The sequence below is a fragment of the Streptomyces sp. NPDC059695 genome, from assembly GCF_042733785.1.
In the GTDB taxonomy this organism is placed as follows: domain Bacteria; phylum Actinomycetota; class Actinomycetes; order Streptomycetales; family Streptomycetaceae; genus Streptomyces.
The window spans coordinates 223,087-239,386 of sequence record NZ_JBHWFF010000012.1; the positions used below are offsets into that span (position 1 = coordinate 223,087).

The following is a 16,300-nucleotide window of genomic DNA, read 5'->3' on the forward strand; positions in this document are numbered from 1 at the left end:
TGGGGGCGTCTTTTTTTTTCAACCCCCCCCCCCCCCCGGGGGGGGGGGCCCCCGCCCCCCCCCCCCCGCCGGGGCCCCCCCGCGGGGCGCCCCCGGGGCCTCGGTGGTTCGGTCAGCTGCCTCAGTGGGAGTGGCCGTGGCCGCCGTGGCCGTGGTCCGCCGGCTCCTCTTCCTTCTTCTCCACCACGAGGGTCTCGGTGGTGAGGAGGAGGGAGGCGATCGAGGCGGCGTTCTCCAGGGCGGAGCGCGTCACCTTCACCGGGTCGATGACGCCGGCCTTGACCAGGTCGCCGTACTCGCCGGTCGCGGCGTTGAAGCCCTGGCCCTTGTCGAGCTCCGCCACCTTCGAGGTGATGACGTAGCCCTCGAGGCCGGCGTTCTCGGCGATCCAGCGCAGCGGCTCGACGGCGGCGCGGCGGACGACCGCGACACCGGTGGCCTCGTCGCCGGTCTTGTCGAGGTTGCCCTCGAGGACCTTGACGGCGTGGACGAGCGCGGAGCCACCACCGGAGACGATGCCCTCCTCGACCGCGGCGCGGGTCGCGGAGATGGCGTCCTCCAGACGGTGCTTCTTCTCCTTCAGCTCCACCTCGGTGGCGGCGCCGACCTTGATGACGCACACGCCGCCGGCGAGCTTCGCGAGGCGCTCCTGGAGCTTCTCGCGGTCCCAGTCGGAGTCCGTGGACTCGATCTCGGCCTTGATCTGGTTGACGCGGCCCTGCACCTCGGACGAGTCGCCGCCACCGTCGACGATGGTGGTGTCGTCCTTGGTGATGGTGACGCGGCGGGCGGTGCCGAGCACGTCGAGACCGGCCTGGTCGAGCTTGAGGCCGACCTCCTCGGCGATGACGGTCGCACCGGTGAGGGTGGCGATGTCGCCGAGCATGGCCTTGCGGCGGTCACCGAAGCCGGGGGCCTTGACGGCCACGGCGTTGAAGGTGCCACGGATCTTGTTGACGACGAGGGTGGAGAGCGCCTCGCCCTCGACGTCCTCGGCGATGATCAGCAGCGGCTTGCCGGCGCCGGCCTGGATGACCTTCTCCAGGATGGGCAGCAGGTCCTGGATCGAGGAGATCTTGCCCTGGTTGATCAGGATGTACGGGTCGTCGAGGACGGCCTCCATACGCTCCTGGTCGGTCACCATGTACGGGGACAGGTAGCCCTTGTCGAAGGCCATGCCCTCGGTGAAGTCGAGCTCCAGGCCGAAGGTGTTGGACTCCTCGACGGTGATGACACCGTCCTTGCCGACCTTGTCCATGGCCTCGGCGATGAGCTCGCCGACCTGCTGGTCCTGCGCGGAGAGCGCGGCGACGGCGGCGATGTCGGACTTGTCCTCGATCGGGCGCGCGGTGGCGAGCAGCTCGTCGGAGACGGCCTTGACGGCGGCGTCGATGCCCTTCTTCAGGGCGGCCGGGGAGGCGCCGGCGGCGACGTTGCGCAGACCCTCGCGGACCAGGGCCTGGGCGAGCACGGTGGCGGTGGTGGTGCCGTCACCCGCGATGTCGTTGGTCTTGGTCGCCACCTCCTTCACGAGCTGCGCGCCGAGGTTCTCGTACGGGTCCTCGATCTCGACCTCGCGGGCGATCGTGACACCGTCGTTGGTGATGGTGGGGGCGCCGAACTTCTTGTCGATGACGACGTTGCGGCCCTTGGGGCCGATCGTCACCTTCACCGTGTCGGCAAGCTTGTTGACGCCGCGCTCAAGGGCGCGACGGGCGTCCTCGTCGAACTTCAGGATCTTCGCCATGGGAGCGGTTCAGCCCTCTCGGAATCGGGTGGAACGAACCGCGCCCCGGGGCGCCTGGGAAAAGGGGCCTCGGGGCGCAGCTCAAAGCATCTGCTTCAGGTACTTCGGTACTTCGGTGAATTACTTCTCGACGATCGCGAGCACGTCGCGAGCCGAGAGGACGAGGTACTCCTCGCCGTTGTACTTCACCTCGGTGCCGCCGTACTTGCTGTACAGCACGATGTCGCCGGTCTTGACGTCGAGCGGCAGACGCTCGCCGTTCTCGAAGCGGCCCGGGCCCACGGCCAGGACGACGCCCTCCTGGGGCTTCTCCTTGGCGGTGTCCGGAATGACCAGGCCAGAGGCGGTGGTCTGCTCGGCGTCGAGCGGCTGGACCACAATGCGGTCCTCGAGCGGCTTGATGGCAACCTTGGAGCTGGTGGTCGTCACGATCCGACCTCCCCCTTCGGAGATCTCACGGGGTTAACTGTCTGAGGTGGCGACCAGGTGGATCCGTCGTCGCGGGTGCCGGACCTGCCCGTCGCTGTGTTGGCACTCTCCGGTGGGGAGTGCCAGAGCCGAGACTATGACCGCGATTAGCACTCGGTCAAGCGGAGTGCCAATTCCTCGCTCTGTGGCGTGACCGTACGGGGTGCTCCCACCCCCGCGCAGGTCTTCGCGTCCACCGCCGCCCGTACGGGTGCGGCCGGCTCGGGCCGGTGGCTCACCCCCTCCGCGGCCTTCCGGCCGAGCCGTTCGATCGGGTCCACGGAGGAGGCGCAGGCGGTGAGGGCGAGGAGGGCGCCCGCCGCGGTCAGCGCGGCGGGCCAGAGCCGCGCCCCGGCTCTCACACGTAGTCCTCGAGCTTCGCGACCGCGTACCCCTTGGACGTGATCACGTTCATCACCCTGCGGATCATGTCCGGCATGGTGCCCTTCCAGTCCTCCTTGCCCCGGAAGTGGGTGAGCACGATGTCGCCGGGGTGCAGGTCCTGGTCCCACTCGCGCCACTCCATGTGGTCGGGGAAGGCCTCGGCGGCCCAGAGCGGGACCGCCTTGACGCCGCAGGACCGCGCGGCGCGCAGGGTGTCCTCGTTGTAGTTGCCGTAGGGCGGCCGGAAGATCGAGGGCCGGGTGCCGAACTGCTTCTGGATGATGTCCTGCATGCCGCAGATCTCGCGCTTCTGCGCGCTGTACGAGAGCGCGGGCAGGTAGCGGTGGTTGAGCGTGTGGTTGTTCAGGGTGACGCCGTTCTTCTGCATCTTCGCGAAGTAGCCGTAGTCGTCGTTGACGACGTAGTCGCTGAGGAAGGCGCTGTAGGGGATCCGCAGGTCCTTCATCATCCGCAGCAGCTCGGGGTCCTTGTCGGCGCCGTCGTCGATCGTCAAGAAGACGACCTTCTGCTTGGTCGGCACGGTGGTGAAGACGGGCGGGAGTCCCTCGCCGTCCGTCTCGAAGCCCTTGCGGGTGGTGATCTTCGGTTTGACGGCGGGCGGGGCCGGCGCTTCGAGCGGGGGTTTCGCGAGGCCCCACTTCTTGGCGGCGAGCACGCGGGCGGCGCGCTGGGCACGGACCTTCTCGACGTACGCGTTCAGGGCGCCGGCCGCGGCCGGGGCCTGCTGCCCGGCGGCGGGGGCGGGGGCGCCGCGCGGGGGTTCGGCGCTGCCGGAGCAGGCCGTGGCGGCGGAGGCGAGGGCGGCCACGGCGAGCGCCGCCCCGAGCGTCCGACGGGAGCGATGTGCGCCGTGTGCCATCATCTGTTCCTTTTGTCGTACGAGCTGCATGGCGCCGCATCCTGTCAGCGCCGGTGGCCCTTCCGGGGCGCGACACCGCCGTACCGCGCCCACCGTCCCCCGGCCGGCCCACTGCCTCCCAGGGCCCAGAATGGGACGGGTGAACGACCTCGCCTCCTTCGCCGCCCTGCTCGCCCCCGAGGGACAGACGCTCCTCGCCGCCCTGCGCGACTACGACCCCGCGCAGGAGCTGGCGATCGCCTCCCGGCTGCGCCGCGACCACCCCGCCGAGCTCGTGAGCGCCGCTCTCGGCCAGGCACGGCTGCGGCAGCGGGCGGTGGCGAAGTTCGGCGCCGAGGACGCGTACCGGATGTACTTCACGCCGCACGGCGTCGAGCAGTCGACCCGCGCCTCGGTCGCCGCCCACCGGGCGGCCCGGCTGAAGGCGCTGGGCGTCGGCAGCGTCGCGGACCTCTGCTCCGGGATCGGCGGCGACGCGATCGCCCTCGCCCGCGCCGGGATCTCCGTCCTCGCCGTCGACCGGGACCCGCTGACCGCCGAGACCGTCCGGGCCAACGCGGCGGCGCTCGGCCTGGCGGAGCTGATCGAGGTGCGGTGCGCGGACGTGACCGAGATCGACACGAGCCCGTACGACGCGGTCTTCGTCGACCCCGCGCGGCGCGGCGGCCGGGGCAGGATCTTCGACCCCGAGGCGTACTCCCCGCCGCTGTCCTGGGCGATCGAGGCGGCCCTCAGGGCCCCGCACGCCGCGCTGAAGGTGGCGCCCGGCATCCCGCACGAGGCGGTGCCCGAGGGGGCCGAGGCCGAGTGGATCTCGGACGGCGGCGACGTGAAGGAGGCCGTGCTCTGGTTCGGCACGGAGCCGGGCGCCCGCCGGGCCACCCTGCTGCCCTCCGGCGCCGGGCTCCTCGGCCGGGGACTGCCCGACCCGGCGGTCCGCCGGGTCGGCCGCTACCTCTACGAGCCGGACGGCGCCGTGATCCGCGCGCACCTCGTCGCCGAGGTGGCCGAGGACCTGGACGGCGGCCTGATCGACGAGACGATCGCGTACGTCACGGCGGACGCGCTCGTCCCCACCCCGTACGCCGCCGCGTACGAGATCACGGACGAACTCCCCTTCAACCTGAAGAAGTTGAAGGCCCTGCTGCGGGAGCGCGAGGTCGGCACCCTCACCGTGAAGAAGCGGGGCTCCGCGGTCGAACCCGAGGAGATCCGGCGGAAGGTGAAGCCGAAGGGCCCCAACGCGGCGACCGTCCTGCTCACTCGGGTCGCGGGCGCCCCGACGATGCTGATCGGCCGGCCGGCTCACGGGGGCCGTTGAGGCGCAGCGCGAAGCGGTAGTGACCGACGGCCTTCGCCAGGCCGGTGAGACCGGTGACCCAGAGGATCAGGGCGGCCCCCATGCCGTACACGACGAAGCCGTAGCCGTCGTCGGGGCCGGCCTCCGCCGGGACCGCGAAGCCCAGCCAGAGACCGACCGCGCACATCGCGAAGGACAGCACCAGCCACACGGCGCTGAGCGCGGGGGCCCGCAGCCGGGCGTCCGTCGGGCCGTGCCGGTCGAGGGCCGCCCACAGGACGAGGCGGTCCCGCACGATCCGGTCGCGCCGCAGGCCGCGGACGGTCAGCCACACGGCCGGGACCATGGCGCCGATGCCGGGGACGACCGCGAAGAGCCCGAGCATCGTCGTCATCGGATCGACGAGCGGCGCGCCGAGCGCGACGATCAGCACGCCGGTCAGCGACCAGCCCAGTTCGAGCAGGAGGAACCAGAGCACGAACAGCGCGAGCCGCCCGCCGCCCATCAGCCGCGTGCCGAGCGCGTCGAGCGCCGCCGCCCGGTCGGCGAGCAGCGCCTCCCGGTCGGGCCAGCTCCGGAGCTCGGCGGGCGGGGGCGGGGGCGGTAGCGGGGTGCGTGGGGACATGTCCAGCACCCTAAGGCGGCCCCGCGCCGGGAGGACCGGGCACCCCCGTCACCCCGACTCCCCTACGTGCCGACCGGATTGCGCGCCCGGCCGAGCAGCAGAGCCCGCTCGCTCTCGTTCCGCGTGAGCGCGGCCGCCCGCTCGAACTCCTTCCGGGCCTCCGCCGTCCTGCCGAGCCGGGCGAGCAGATCGCCGCGGACGCTCGGCAGCAGGTGGTAGCGGGCCAGGGCCGGTTCGGCGGCCAGGGCGTCGACGAGCACGAGCGCCGCCGCGGGGCCCTCGGTCATCGACACGGCGACCGCACGGTTCAGCTCGACCACGGGGGACGGCGCGAGGGTGCCGAGCCGTCCGTACAGCGCCGCGATGGTCGCCCAGTCCGTGGCCTCGTACGAGCCGGCGCGGGCGTGGCAGGCGGCGATCGCGGCCTGGAGGGCGTACGGGCCGTAGGAGCGGCCGTCGCCGGCCCGTTCCAGGGCGGCGAACCCGCGCCGGACGAGGAGCCGGTTCCAGCGGCTCCGGTTCTGGTCGGCGAGGAGCACCGGCTCCCCGCCGGGCCCGGTCCTGGCCGCCGTCCGGGAGGCCTGCAGTTCGAGGAGGGCGGCGAGGCCGTGCACCTCGCCCTCCCCCGGCATGAGGGCGGCCAGGCCGCGGGCGAGCCGCAGCGCGTCCTCGCAGAGCCCGGGGCGCAGCAGGTCGTCGCCCGCGGTCGCCGCGTACCCCTCGTTGAAGATCAGGTAGACGACCTCCAGGACGGATCCGAGCCGGGCGGCCCGGTCCTCCCCGTACGGCACCTCGAACTCGACGCCCGCCTTCGCGAGCGTCCGCTTGGCCCGGGTGATCCGGGCCGCGACCGTCGCCTCCGGCACGAGGAAGGCGCGGGCGATCTCGTCCGTGCGCAGCCCGCCGACGAGCCGCAGCGTGAGCGCCGCGCGGGCCTCGGCGGAGAGCACGGGATGGCAGGCGGTGAAGACGAGCCGGAGCACGTCGTCGTCGATGTCCCCCGGGCCGGACGGCTCGGGGTCGTACGACTCCTCCGAGAGCGTCCGGCCGACCTCGGCGAGCTTGCGCGCGTACGTCTCGCGGCGCCGTACGAGGTCGACGGCGCGGTGCTTCGCGGCGGCCGTCAGCCAGGCGCCCGGCCGTTCCGGGACGCCCGACCGCGGCCACTGCTCCAGGGCGGAGACGAGCGCGTCCTGGGCGATCTCCTCGGCGATGCCGACGTCCCGGACGATCCGCGCCACCGTGGCGATGATCCGCGCCGACTCCATCCGGAAGACCGTCTCCAGCGTGCTCTCCACCGTGGCCGTCACAGGTCACATGACACCACGGCGAGGGTCAGCCCTCCGGCATCTCCTCGACCTCGCGGACCTCCAGGCCGACCTTCCAGTGCGGCGGGTGGACGGCGAGGAACCGCTTGCCCCACTCGACGGCCTCGGCCATGTCCTTGCACTGGAGCATCGCGTAGCCGCCGACGACCTCCTTGGTCTCGGTGAACGGGCCGTCGGTGAAGGACAGGCTGCCGTCCGACCAGGTGATCCGGGTGGCCTCGGCGGTCGGCCTGAGGCCGGCCGTGTCCACCATGGCCCCGGCCTTGGTGATCTCCTCGAAGAGGGCGCCCATGCGCTGCTCGAAGCCGGGATCGGCGCTCTCCATGTCGATGGTGTTCTCCTCGATGCGGACGAGGGACAGGAAGCGGGGCATGACGACTCCTCGGTGGTGCGGTGGGCGGGGCCGTTCCCCGCCGTCCACACATACGTCGAACGGGCCGGGCCCGCATCGACACCGCGCCCGGAGAAGTTTCTAGACGTAGTCCTCCAGGCGGGCCACGGTGAAGCCCTGGTCCTGGATCCGGCGCAGCATGGTGGCCGTCATCTCGGTCATGGTGCGGCCCTTGAGCTCGGACGGTCCGCGGAAGTGGGCCAGGATGATGTCGCCGGGGTGCAGCTTCCGGTCGCCGCGCTGGTACTGCATGTTCTTGATCTGCATGGACTCGCGCCACAGCACGATCGCGTCGACGCCGCACTCCCCCGCCGCCGCGCGCGTGGCCTCGTTCCAGTTGCCGTACGGCGGCCGGAAGAGCCGCGGAGTGGTGCCGTACCGCTCCTTCAGCCTCGTCTGCTGGCCGCATATCTCCCGGCGCTGGGCCTCCGGGCCGAGGGTGCGCAGGTTGGGGTGGGTCAGGGTGTGGTTGGCGAGGCCGTGGCCCTGGGCGATCAGGGGCTCGAAGTACGGGTAGTCGGCGCGGATCGCCGCGTCCGTGAGGAACATCGTGAACGGGACCTTGAGGTCCTTCATCATCCGGACGAAGCCGGGGTCCTTCTCCGCCCCGTCGTCGATCGTGAGGAAGACGATCTTCTCGCGGGTGGGTATCTCGCTGATGACGGGCACCGGACCGCCGGCCGGGCGGACCACCGGCTTGACCGCGGGCGGGGCGGGCGGGGCGGCGAAGGGCTTCAGGCCCCACTTCCGGTACGCGGCGGCCGTGACGGCCGCGGGGTCCTCGGGTGCCTTCTGCCCGGCCGCGGGCGTGGTCGTCCTCGCCGGGGCGGGGGTCTGGGCGGCGGCGGGCTCGTCCACGGTGCAGCCGGTCACCAGGAGGGCGGCGGCGGTCAGGGCCCCCCACAGCGCGATCGTCTTCTTCACGCGCTGTGGGATGCCCGACGGAGTCGAAAGGTTGCTCGACGCTCGCTTATTCGACCGATTCGAATCGCCAGCGGTGGACCGGACGGGTGATCAGCTCCGCGTCCGGCTCCGGCAGCTCGGGCAGCTCGGCGTCGAAGGTCTCCGCCTCCCACCAGGTCAGGACGAGGACCCGGTCCTGCGGGGCCCGGAAGATCTCCCGACGGACCGGCTCACGCGCCAGGACCCGCGCCCGCGCCCACTCCAGGAGCTCGGCGCCCCTGCCCCGGGCGGCCCTGGCCTCCCACATGAGCGTGAGCCTCACGAGTACAGGTTCTCCTTGCTGACCTCGTGCACGTGATCGTGGTGGTGGGCTCCCGGCACGTGCGGGTCCGTCACCGGCAGCGACGAGTCCGCCGACAGCTCCAGGTCCGAGGCCGGCCGGTTGCGGGCGACCATCTCGGAGCCGAGCGCCGCGACCATCGCGCCGTTGTCCGTGCACAGGCCCGGACGGGGCACCCGCAGCCGGATCCCGGCACGCTCGCAGCGCTCCTGGGCGAGGGCCCGCAGCCGCGAGTTGGCGGCGACGCCGCCGCCGATCATCAGGTGGTCGACGCCCTCGTCCTTGCAGGCCCGGACGGCCTTGCGGGTGAGGACGTCGACGACCGCCTCCTGGAAGGACGCGGCCACGTCCCGCACGGGCACGTCCTCGCCGGCCGCCCGCTTGGCCTCGATCCAGCGGGCCACGGCGGTCTTGAGGCCGGAGAAGGAGAAGTCGTAGGCGGGGTCGCGGGAGCCGCTGAGGCCGCGCGGGAAGGCGATCGCCGCCGGGTCGCCCTCCTTGGCGAGCCGGTCGATGACCGGTCCGCCGGGGAAGCCGAGGTCGAGCACGCGGGCGATCTTGTCGAAGGCCTCGCCGGCCGCGTCGTCGATGGTGGCGCCCATCGGCTTCACGTCGGAGGTGATGTCGGAGGAGAGCAGCAGCGAGGAGTGTCCGCCGGAGACCAGCAGGGCCATCGTCGGCTCGGGCAGCTTGCCGTGCTCCAGCTGGTCCACGCAGATGTGCGAGGCCAGGTGGTTGACGCCGTACAGCGGCTTGCCGAGGGCGTAGGCGTACGCCTTGGCCGCGGAGACGCCGACGAGCAGGGCGCCCGCGAGACCGGGTCCGGCGGTGACGGCGATGCCGTCGAGGTCCTTCGCGGAGATCCCGGCCGTCTTCAGGGCGCGCTCGATCGTCGGGACCATGGCCTCCAGGTGGGCGCGGGAGGCGATCTCCGGCACGACGCCGCCGAAGCGGGCGTGGGTGTCGACGCTGGAGGCGATCGCGTCGGCGAGGAGCGTGGTCCCGTGGACGATGCCGACGCCGGTCTCGTCGCAGGAGGTCTCGATGCCGAGCACCAGGGGTTCGTCAGCAGCCATCAGATATCGGTTCCGGTTCCTTGGACGGTCAGTCGCATCACGAGCGCGTCGACGTTTCCGGGCTGGTAGTAGCCGCGCCGGAAACCGATGGGCTCGAAGCCGAAGCGCTCGTAGAGCTTCTGGGCCCGGGTGTTGTCCACGCGCACTTCGAGCAGGACCTCGTCGCACTCGAAGGCGGTGGCGTGCTGGAGCAGGTCGGTGAGGAGCCGGGCGCCGAGGCCGGTGCCCCACTGGTCGCGCGAGACGGCGATCGTCTGCACGTCACCGAGACCGCCGGCGGCGGCGAGCCCGGCGTACCCGACGAGCGCGCCGTCGGTGTCCTCCGCGACGACGTACCGGCGGGTGGCGCCCGGTCCCCGGGAGTGCGCGAGCTCGGACCAGAACATCCCCGCCGACCAGGCGTCCTCGGGGAACAGCTCGCCCTCCAGGGCGAGCACCGGTTCGATGTCCCACCAGCGCATCTCGCGCAGTTCCGCGGCGCCGGTCACGTGGGGGTGACCACCTTGTAGTTCTTCGGCACCTGCGCGTCGGGGCGGCGCAGGTACATCGGCAGCGGGTCGAGGAAGCCGTCCCCGCCCGCGGCCAGCCGCTCGGCCGCGAGCCCGGCGAGCGCGGCGGCCGACTGGTGCTCGGGGTCGCGGGCGTCCGGGAAGGCCTCGGGGTAGAGACGGGCGCCCGCGCCGACGACGGGGAGCCCGGCGAGGGACCCGGCGATGTCGGCGGGCCGGTCGACGGCGGCGTCGCCCACCCGGGTGCGGGAGTCCTCGTACCGCGCCCAGTAGACCTCCTTGCGGCGCGCGTCCGTCGCGACGGCGAAGGGCTCGTCGATCCCGGAGGCGTACGCGAGGCCGTCGAGGGTGCACAGGCCGTGCACGGGCACGCCGAGCGCGGACGAGAAGGCGGCGGCCGTGACGAGGCCGACGCGGAGGCCGGTGTACGGGCCGGGGCCGACGCCGACGACGATCCCGGTGACCGCGTCGAGCTTCAGACCGGCCTCGTGGAGGACCCGGTCGACGGCGGGCAGCAGCAGTTCCCCGTGGCGGCGGGCGTCGACCTGACTCGACGAGGCGACGACGGCCTCGCCGTCGTGGAGGGCGACGGTGACGGCGGGGGTGGCGGTATCCATGGCGAGCAACAGCACGCGAACAGCCTACGGCTCCCGGGCACGGTGCCCCGAACCTCGGGGCGGCGGCTGCTACCGTCACCCTCGATACGTTCGTACGAGAGGTGGGCACGGTGGCAAGGAGCAGCTCGGGATTCGTGGCCGGGCTCACCGCGGCGGCCGTCGTCGCGGTCGGCGTCCTCGCCTACCAGGCCTCGGCGAACGCGCCCGCCGATCTGTCGGTGAAGCCGCGGACGCCGGGCACGGCCGCCCCCTCGGTGTCGCCCAGCGGCGGCCCGAAGCAGCCCGCCCGGAACCCCCTGGCCGTCCCCGCGAACTCGGGCACCGGCGAGCGGGTCGTGTACGCGCTGTCGGACCGCCGGGTGTGGCTCGTGGACGGGAAGGGCAAGGCGACCCGGACGTTCACGGTGTGGCCGAGCACGGTCGACCCGGTGCCGGGGGCGTACGCGGTGACCTCGCGCTCGGGTTCGGTGCGCGGCTCGGACGGGGTGCAGATCGAGCACGTGGTGCGGTTCGCGACGGCCGAGGACGTGGCGATCGGCTTCAGCGCGGCGGTGGACGGCTCGACGCCGTCCCCGGACCCGGCGCGGAAGACCGGCGGCATCCGGATGAAGCGCGCCGACGGCGACGCGCTCTGGACGTTCGCGGTGATCGGCGCGAAGGTCGTCGTCGTCGGCTGAGACGCCCTTTTCCAGGGCCGGACCGGCCCTAGGCGGCTTCGTCCCGTACGGGCTCCGCCTCTTCGTGTTCTCCGGGCTCGGCCGGCGGCGGGGTCGAGAGGACGCGGGCCGCCGCGCAGGACGCGAGCAGCTCACTCATCGAGACGTGGTCCCGGACGGGTTCCGCGCGTTCGGGCGTCGCCATGCATGCCTCCCGTAGGTTAGGTACACCTAACCAGCTCGTGCCTCCATGTGACCACGGCACGAGCGGCCCACGCAACACCTTCCCGACACGTTGTCGGAACATACGTGGTTCAGAGCAGCTCCAGGTCCTCCTCGGCCCAGCGCGCGCCGATCCCGCGCAGCACGACCGTGCGCCGGTCGTCGTCGGTGTCGCCGGTCACCCGGTGGATGAGGAGGTGCAGCCGGTCGTCGGTCAGCTCCTCGACCTTGCCGTCACCCCACTCGACGACGACCACGGACTCGGGCAGCGAGACGTCCAGGTCGAGGTCCTCCATCTCGTCGAGGCCGCCGCCGAGGCGGTACGCGTCGACGTGGACCAGGGCCGGACCGCCGGTCAGGGAGGGGTGGACGCGGGCGATGACGAAGGTCGGGGAGGTGACGGCACCGCGCACGCCGAGTCCCTCGCCGAGGCCGCGGGTCAGGGTGGTCTTCCCGGCTCCGAGCTCACCGGTGAGCATGACGAGGTCGCCGGGGCGGAGGATCTTCGCGAGCCGGCGGCCGAGCTCCTGCATCTGCTGCGGGGACTCGACGGAGAGGGTGGCGCCGGAGAGGGGCTGGGTGGCGCCGGAGAGGGGCTGGTGCGCTGCTTCCATACCCGCAAACCTAGCGCGTGCGGAAGGCCTCCCCGGCCGGGACGGCTCCGGCCCGCACCAGCAGGTCGGCGAGCCGGTCCGTGACCGCCTCGGGGTGCTCCAGCATCACCAGATGGCCCGCGTCCGGGACGATGACCAGCTCCGCGTCCGGCAGCAGGGCGGCGATGGCCTCGGTGTGCGAGCTGGGGGTGACCAGGTCGTTGTCCCCGGCGAGCGCGAGCACCGGCAGCGCGCCGAAGGCGGCGAGGGCCTCGGCCTTGTCGTGCTCGGCGAAGGCCGGGTAGAAGGCGGCGACCACGTCGATCGGCGTCGACTCGATCATCCGCTCCGCGAAGCGCGCCACCGCCGGGTCCACGTCCTTCGAGGCGAACGAGTACTTCTTGATCAGCCCGGCGAAGAGGTCGGCGGTCGCCCGCCGTCCGCGCTCGACCAGCTCGGCCTGCGAGCCGAGGGCCCGCAGGACGCCCGGCAGGACCCGCCTGACGGCGTTCACGCCGGCGAGCGGCAGCCCGTAGGTCACCTCCCCGAGCTTCCCCGCCGAGGTGCCGACGAGAGCGACGCCGACGACCCGGTCGCGGATCAGCTCCGGGTACTGCTCGGCGAGCGCCATCACCGTCATGCCGCCCATCGAGTGCCCCACCAGGACGAGCGGCCCCTCGGGCGCCGCCGCGTCGAGGACGGCCTTGAGGTCGCGGCCCAGCCGGTCGATCGAGACGGGCACCGGTTCGGCCCCCGTCTGCGAGGCCCCGTGCCCGGAGCGGCCGTGGCTGCGCTGGTCCCAGTGGACGGTGCGCACGAGACCGCGCAGGGCGGCCCGCTGGAAGTGCCAGGAGTCCTGGTTGAGGCAGTAGCCGTGGCTGAAGACGACGGTGACGGGGGCGGGTTCGCGGCGTCCGAAGAGCCGGCGCCGACGGGCGGCCGGGGCGTCCGCCTCGACCTCGTCCACCTCGTAGTACAGGACGGTCCCGTCGTCGGCGAGCGCCCGCCCGGGGGTGCCGCGCAGACCGCCGTACGGGCCGGTCGCGTCCAGCGCGAGCCGGGCCTTCTGCCGTACGGAACGGCCCACCGTGAGCCGCTCGACGGCGACTCCCGCGGCCGCCCCGGCCGCGAGGACGCCTATCGCGGCGCCGGCGAACCCGGCACGCCGCCAGCTGCTGCCCCCGCTCGACTCGGCCACGGCCGGCTACTCCCCGAGGTAGACGCGCGGGACGCGCGCCCCGATCCGGGCGACGATCTCGTACGCGATGGTGTCGGCGGCCACCGCCCAGTCCTCGGCGGTCGGCTCGCCCCGGTCACCGGGCCCGAAGAGCACGGCCTCCGTGCCGGGTTCGGGCGTGTCCCCGCCGAGGTCGACCACGAACTGGTCCATGGCGACGCGGCCGGCGACCGTGCGGACCCGGTCGGCGACGAGGACCGGCCCGCGGCCGGAGGCGTGCCGGGGGATCCCGTCGGCGTACCCCAGCGGCACCAGCCCGAGGGTGGTCTCGCCCTCGGTGACGTAGTGGTGCCCGTAGCTCACGCCGTGCCCGGCGGGCACGTGCTTGACCAGCGCGACGCTCGCCCTGAGCGACATCACGGGCCGCAGACCCAGCTCGGCGGAGGTGCCGAGCTCGGGGCTCGGCGAGACGCCGTACATCGCGATGCCGGGCCGGACCAGGTCGAAGTGGGCCTCGGGCAGGGTGAGGGTGGCCGGCGAGTTCGCGATGTGCCGGACCTCGGGCCGGACGCCCGCCTTCTCGGCGTGGTCCAGCAGCGAGCGGAAGACGGCGAGCTGCGCGGCGATGGACGGGTGGCCCGGCTCGTCGGCGCAGGCGAAGTGCGACCAGAGGCCGGTCACCTTGACGAGCCCGTCGACCTCGGCCTTCAGGGCGGCCCCGACCAGCTCCGGCCAGTCGGCGGGCTGGCAGCCGTTGCGCCCCAGCCCGGTGTCGGCCTTGAGCTGGATCCTGGCCGTCCGCCCGACCTTCCGGGCGGCCTCGACGACCTCCTCCAGGGCCCACATCCCGCTCACGGACATGTCGAGACCGGCCTCGATGCCCCGGTCCCAGGGATCGCCCGGGGTCCAGAGCCAGCACATGACGGGCACGTCCGTGATCCCGGCGGCGCGCAGGGCGAGCGCCTCGTCCGGGGTGGCCGTGCCGAGCCAGTCCGCGCCCGCCTCCAGGGCGGCGCGGGCGCATCGCAGGGCGCCGTGTCCGTACGCGTCGGCCTTGACCACGGCCATGATCCGGACGTGGGGGGCGACGCGGGCGCGCAGCGTGCGGACGTTCGCACGCAGCGCGCCGAGGTCGATCTCGGCGCGGGCCCTGGGGGGCGGAGGTGTCTCAGTCATCGCGCCCAGTCTCTCAGGTGTCGGCCACCGGGCCGGTTACCCCCGATGTAGACCCGGTCACCTCACGGAGGGCGCTCCCGATTTTCCGCACGTCCCCGAGGCCGGGAGAGACGCGGCCACGACGTCCGCCGGGCGTGGCGAGCGTCCCTCACGGCCTCGGGGACGGCGCGGTACGACGTCTCCGACGGGTCACCCCACCGCCTGGGCCTCCGTGACGTCCCGCCACGCGCCCCGCAGGGAGTCCGCCACCTCGGTCGCCGTCACCGGCGCGCCCCCCTCCGACGCCCGTCGCGCGGCGAGCCCGTGGAGGTAGGCCGCGCAGGACGCCGCGTCCAGGGGCGGCAGCCCGGCCGCCAGGAGCGAGCCGGCCAGGCCGGAGAGGACGTCGCCGCTGCCCGCCGTCGCCAGCCAGGACGTCCCGGTCGGATTCACCCGCACCGGAGCGCTCCCGTCCGGCCCGCACACCAGCGTCGTCGACCCCTTCAGGAGCACCGTCGCGCCGAACCGGCCCGCCAGTTCGCGGACCGCCGCGAGCCGCCCGGCCTCGACCTCCTCCCGCGCGACGCCGAGCAGCGCCGCCGCCTCGCCCGCGTGCGGGGTGAGCAGGGTGGGCGCGCCGCGCCCCCGGACGGCCGCCGGGTCGAGGCCCCGCAGTCCGTCCGCGTCGACGAGGACGGGCACGTCGGTCGCGAGGACCTCGGCGACCGCGACCGCGGCGCCGGGCCCCTCGCCGAGGCCCGGGCCCACGACCCAGGACTGGACGCGCCCGGCCTTCTCGGGCCGCCCGGAGTGCACGAGCGTCTCCGGGTGGGCGGCGAGGACCGTGTCACCGGCGGGCCCGACGTACCGGACGGCCCCCGCACCGCCGCGCAGCGCACCGGCGACGGCGAGGACGGCGGCGCCGGGATAGCGGGTGGAACCGGCGACGACGCCGACGACCCCGCGCCGGTACTTGTCGCTCTCGGCGCCCGGCACCGGCAGCAGCCACGCCACGTCCTGGTGCTGCAGCGCCTCCAGGTCCGGCACGCCGGGCAGGACGGCACCCAGCCCGATGTCGACGAGCCGGAGGGCACCGGCGTACTCCCGCGCGGGGTCGACGAGCAGACCCGGCTTGTACGCCCCGAAGGTGATCGTCGCGTCCGCCGGCAGCGCCTCCCCGTGGACCTCCCCGGTGTCGGCGTCGACACCGCTCGGCAGGTCGACGGCGACGACGACCGCGTCGGAGCCGCGCGCGGCCCGGGCGACGGGCACGGCGCCGGGGCGGAGGCCGCCGCGGCCGCCGATGCCGGTGATGCCGTCGAGGACGAGGTCGGCGCCCGCGAGGGCGTCGAAGGGCTCGTCGGCGACCCGTCCCCCCGCCGCCCGGAGCGCCGCGAGGCCGCCCTCGTGGGCTCGGTCGCCCAGCAGCACCGCCGTGACCCCGGCGCCGCGCCGGGCGAGCCGGGCCCCGGCGTACAGGGCGTCACCGCCGTTGTCCCCGCTGCCGACGAGCAGGACCACCCGGGCGCCGTACACCCGCCCCTTCCCGAGCAGGGAGCAGCACGCGGCGGCGAGCCCGGCGGCGGCCCGCTGCATGAGGGCGCCGTCGGGAAGGCGCGCCATGAGGGTGGCCTCGGCGGCGCGGACGGTGTCGACGCGATAGGCGATACGCATGCCAGCAGTCTGCCCGCTCCACCCCGCACCCGCCCCCGTTGCACCCCCACCGCCCGCGTGGGCCGTCACCCACCCCCGCGTGGGCCCGCGCCCCTGCCGGGCGTTCGCCCGCGCCCGGTGGGCCCGCCGTGTGGGCAATCGTCCCGCTGGGCGGGACGGGTGGGCACACGGGACGGCGCCTTCTCGCGGCGCCTCCGCGTTCCGCGCCCTGGCCCGCACCACGAGTACGCCGCACCAGGTGGTGCGGGTCAGGGC

At 73.8% G+C, this 16,300-nt stretch carries 19 protein-coding genes; 2 read left to right on the forward strand and 17 right to left on the reverse strand.

Going from position 1 to position 16,300, the window contains the following annotated elements:
• Positions 1-121 precede the first annotated feature (121 nt).
• From groL to ACFV2S_RS17705, 4 genes are all read right to left on the reverse strand, one after another.
• A complete protein-coding gene (gene groL, locus ACFV2S_RS17690) occupies positions 122-1,747 on the reverse strand; it encodes a chaperonin GroEL (RefSeq protein ID WP_383796948.1) in 1,626 nt (541 codons plus the stop codon).
• Positions 1,748-1,867: 120 nt separating this feature from the next.
• A complete protein-coding gene (gene groES, locus ACFV2S_RS17695; RefSeq protein ID WP_017239619.1) occupies positions 1,868-2,176 on the reverse strand; it encodes a co-chaperone GroES in 309 nt (102 codons plus the stop codon).
• 146 nt (positions 2,177-2,322) lie between these two features.
• The gene (locus ACFV2S_RS17700; protein WP_383796947.1) at positions 2,323-2,577 is read right to left on the reverse strand and encodes a hypothetical protein; all 255 of its coding nucleotides are present in this window, start codon (positions 2,575-2,577) and stop codon (positions 2,323-2,325) included.
• A complete protein-coding gene (locus ACFV2S_RS17705; RefSeq protein WP_385559440.1) occupies positions 2,574-3,509 on the reverse strand; it encodes a polysaccharide deacetylase family protein in 936 nt (311 codons plus the stop codon). Before ACFV2S_RS17705 ends, ACFV2S_RS17700 begins: the two co-directional genes overlap by 4 nt.
• Before the next feature lie 109 nt (positions 3,510-3,618).
• Here ACFV2S_RS17705 and ACFV2S_RS17710 point away from each other — a divergent pair, with 109 nt between their 5' ends.
• Positions 3,619-4,800, forward strand: a complete 1,182-nt coding sequence (locus ACFV2S_RS17710; protein ID WP_385559443.1) for an SAM-dependent methyltransferase — start codon at positions 3,619-3,621, stop codon at positions 4,798-4,800.
• Here the strand turns inward: ACFV2S_RS17710 and ACFV2S_RS17715 are convergent.
• The 8 genes from ACFV2S_RS17715 to tsaB form a co-directional block, all read right to left on the reverse strand.
• A complete protein-coding gene (locus ACFV2S_RS17715; RefSeq protein ID WP_385559446.1) occupies positions 4,739-5,404 on the reverse strand; it encodes a hypothetical protein in 666 nt (221 codons plus the stop codon). The two genes, ACFV2S_RS17710 and ACFV2S_RS17715, sit on opposite strands and share 62 nt — an antisense overlap.
• Before the next feature lie 62 nt (positions 5,405-5,466).
• Positions 5,467-6,672: an RNA polymerase sigma factor gene (locus ACFV2S_RS17720; protein ID WP_385559494.1), complete on the reverse strand. Its 1,206-nt coding sequence runs from the start codon at positions 6,670-6,672 to the stop codon at positions 5,467-5,469.
• Positions 6,673-6,739: 67 nt separating this feature from the next.
• Positions 6,740-7,105, reverse strand: a complete 366-nt coding sequence (locus ACFV2S_RS17725) for a YciI family protein (protein WP_189800357.1) — start codon at positions 7,103-7,105, stop codon at positions 6,740-6,742.
• Between the two features lie 99 nt (positions 7,106-7,204).
• Complete coding sequence (locus tag ACFV2S_RS17730) at positions 7,205-8,047, reverse strand: polysaccharide deacetylase family protein (RefSeq protein ID WP_385559450.1); 843 nt, start codon at positions 8,045-8,047, stop codon at positions 7,205-7,207.
• Positions 8,048-8,093: 46 nt separating this feature from the next.
• Positions 8,094-8,333, reverse strand: a complete 240-nt coding sequence (locus ACFV2S_RS17735) for a hypothetical protein (protein ID WP_383796950.1) — start codon at positions 8,331-8,333, stop codon at positions 8,094-8,096.
• An 11-nt stretch (positions 8,334-8,344) separates the two neighbouring features.
• On the reverse strand, positions 8,345-9,442 hold the full coding sequence (gene tsaD / locus ACFV2S_RS17740; protein ID WP_383796941.1) for a tRNA (adenosine(37)-N6)-threonylcarbamoyltransferase complex transferase subunit TsaD: 1,098 nt from the start codon (positions 9,440-9,442) through the stop codon (positions 8,345-8,347).
• Entirely contained in the window at positions 9,442-9,903 is a 462-nt protein-coding gene (gene rimI / locus ACFV2S_RS17745; RefSeq protein ID WP_383796949.1) for a ribosomal protein S18-alanine N-acetyltransferase, read from the reverse strand. The genes tsaD and rimI overlap by 1 nt, the downstream gene beginning before the upstream one ends.
• Before the next feature lie 23 nt (positions 9,904-9,926).
• Positions 9,927-10,583, reverse strand: coding sequence for a tRNA (adenosine(37)-N6)-threonylcarbamoyltransferase complex dimerization subunit type 1 TsaB (gene tsaB / locus ACFV2S_RS17750; protein ID WP_385559454.1), 657 nt, complete (start codon positions 10,581-10,583; stop codon positions 9,927-9,929).
• 95 nt (positions 10,584-10,678) lie between these two features.
• Between tsaB and ACFV2S_RS17755 the strand changes: the two genes are divergently transcribed.
• The gene (locus ACFV2S_RS17755) at positions 10,679-11,245 is read left to right on the forward strand and encodes a hypothetical protein (protein WP_385559457.1); all 567 of its coding nucleotides are present in this window, start codon (positions 10,679-10,681) and stop codon (positions 11,243-11,245) included.
• Between the two features lie 28 nt (positions 11,246-11,273).
• On the opposite strand, the gene ACFV2S_RS17760 is transcribed toward ACFV2S_RS17755, so the two are convergent.
• The 5 genes from ACFV2S_RS17760 to ACFV2S_RS17780 form a co-directional block, all read right to left on the reverse strand.
• Complete coding sequence (locus tag ACFV2S_RS17760) at positions 11,274-11,429, reverse strand: hypothetical protein (RefSeq protein ID WP_385559460.1); 156 nt, start codon at positions 11,427-11,429, stop codon at positions 11,274-11,276.
• A 109-nt stretch (positions 11,430-11,538) separates the two neighbouring features.
• Positions 11,539-12,060, reverse strand: coding sequence for a tRNA (adenosine(37)-N6)-threonylcarbamoyltransferase complex ATPase subunit type 1 TsaE (gene tsaE, locus ACFV2S_RS17765; protein WP_385559463.1), 522 nt, complete (start codon positions 12,058-12,060; stop codon positions 11,539-11,541).
• A 10-nt stretch (positions 12,061-12,070) separates the two neighbouring features.
• On the reverse strand, positions 12,071-13,237 hold the full coding sequence (locus ACFV2S_RS17770; protein ID WP_385559466.1) for an alpha/beta fold hydrolase: 1,167 nt from the start codon (positions 13,235-13,237) through the stop codon (positions 12,071-12,073).
• Positions 13,238-13,243: 6 nt separating this feature from the next.
• Positions 13,244-14,392, reverse strand: a complete 1,149-nt coding sequence (gene alr, locus ACFV2S_RS17775) for an alanine racemase (protein WP_385559469.1) — start codon at positions 14,390-14,392, stop codon at positions 13,244-13,246.
• 189 nt (positions 14,393-14,581) lie between these two features.
• The gene (locus ACFV2S_RS17780) at positions 14,582-16,045 is read right to left on the reverse strand and encodes an NAD(P)H-hydrate dehydratase (protein WP_385559472.1); all 1,464 of its coding nucleotides are present in this window, start codon (positions 16,043-16,045) and stop codon (positions 14,582-14,584) included.
• Positions 16,046-16,300: the final 255 nt, after the last annotated feature.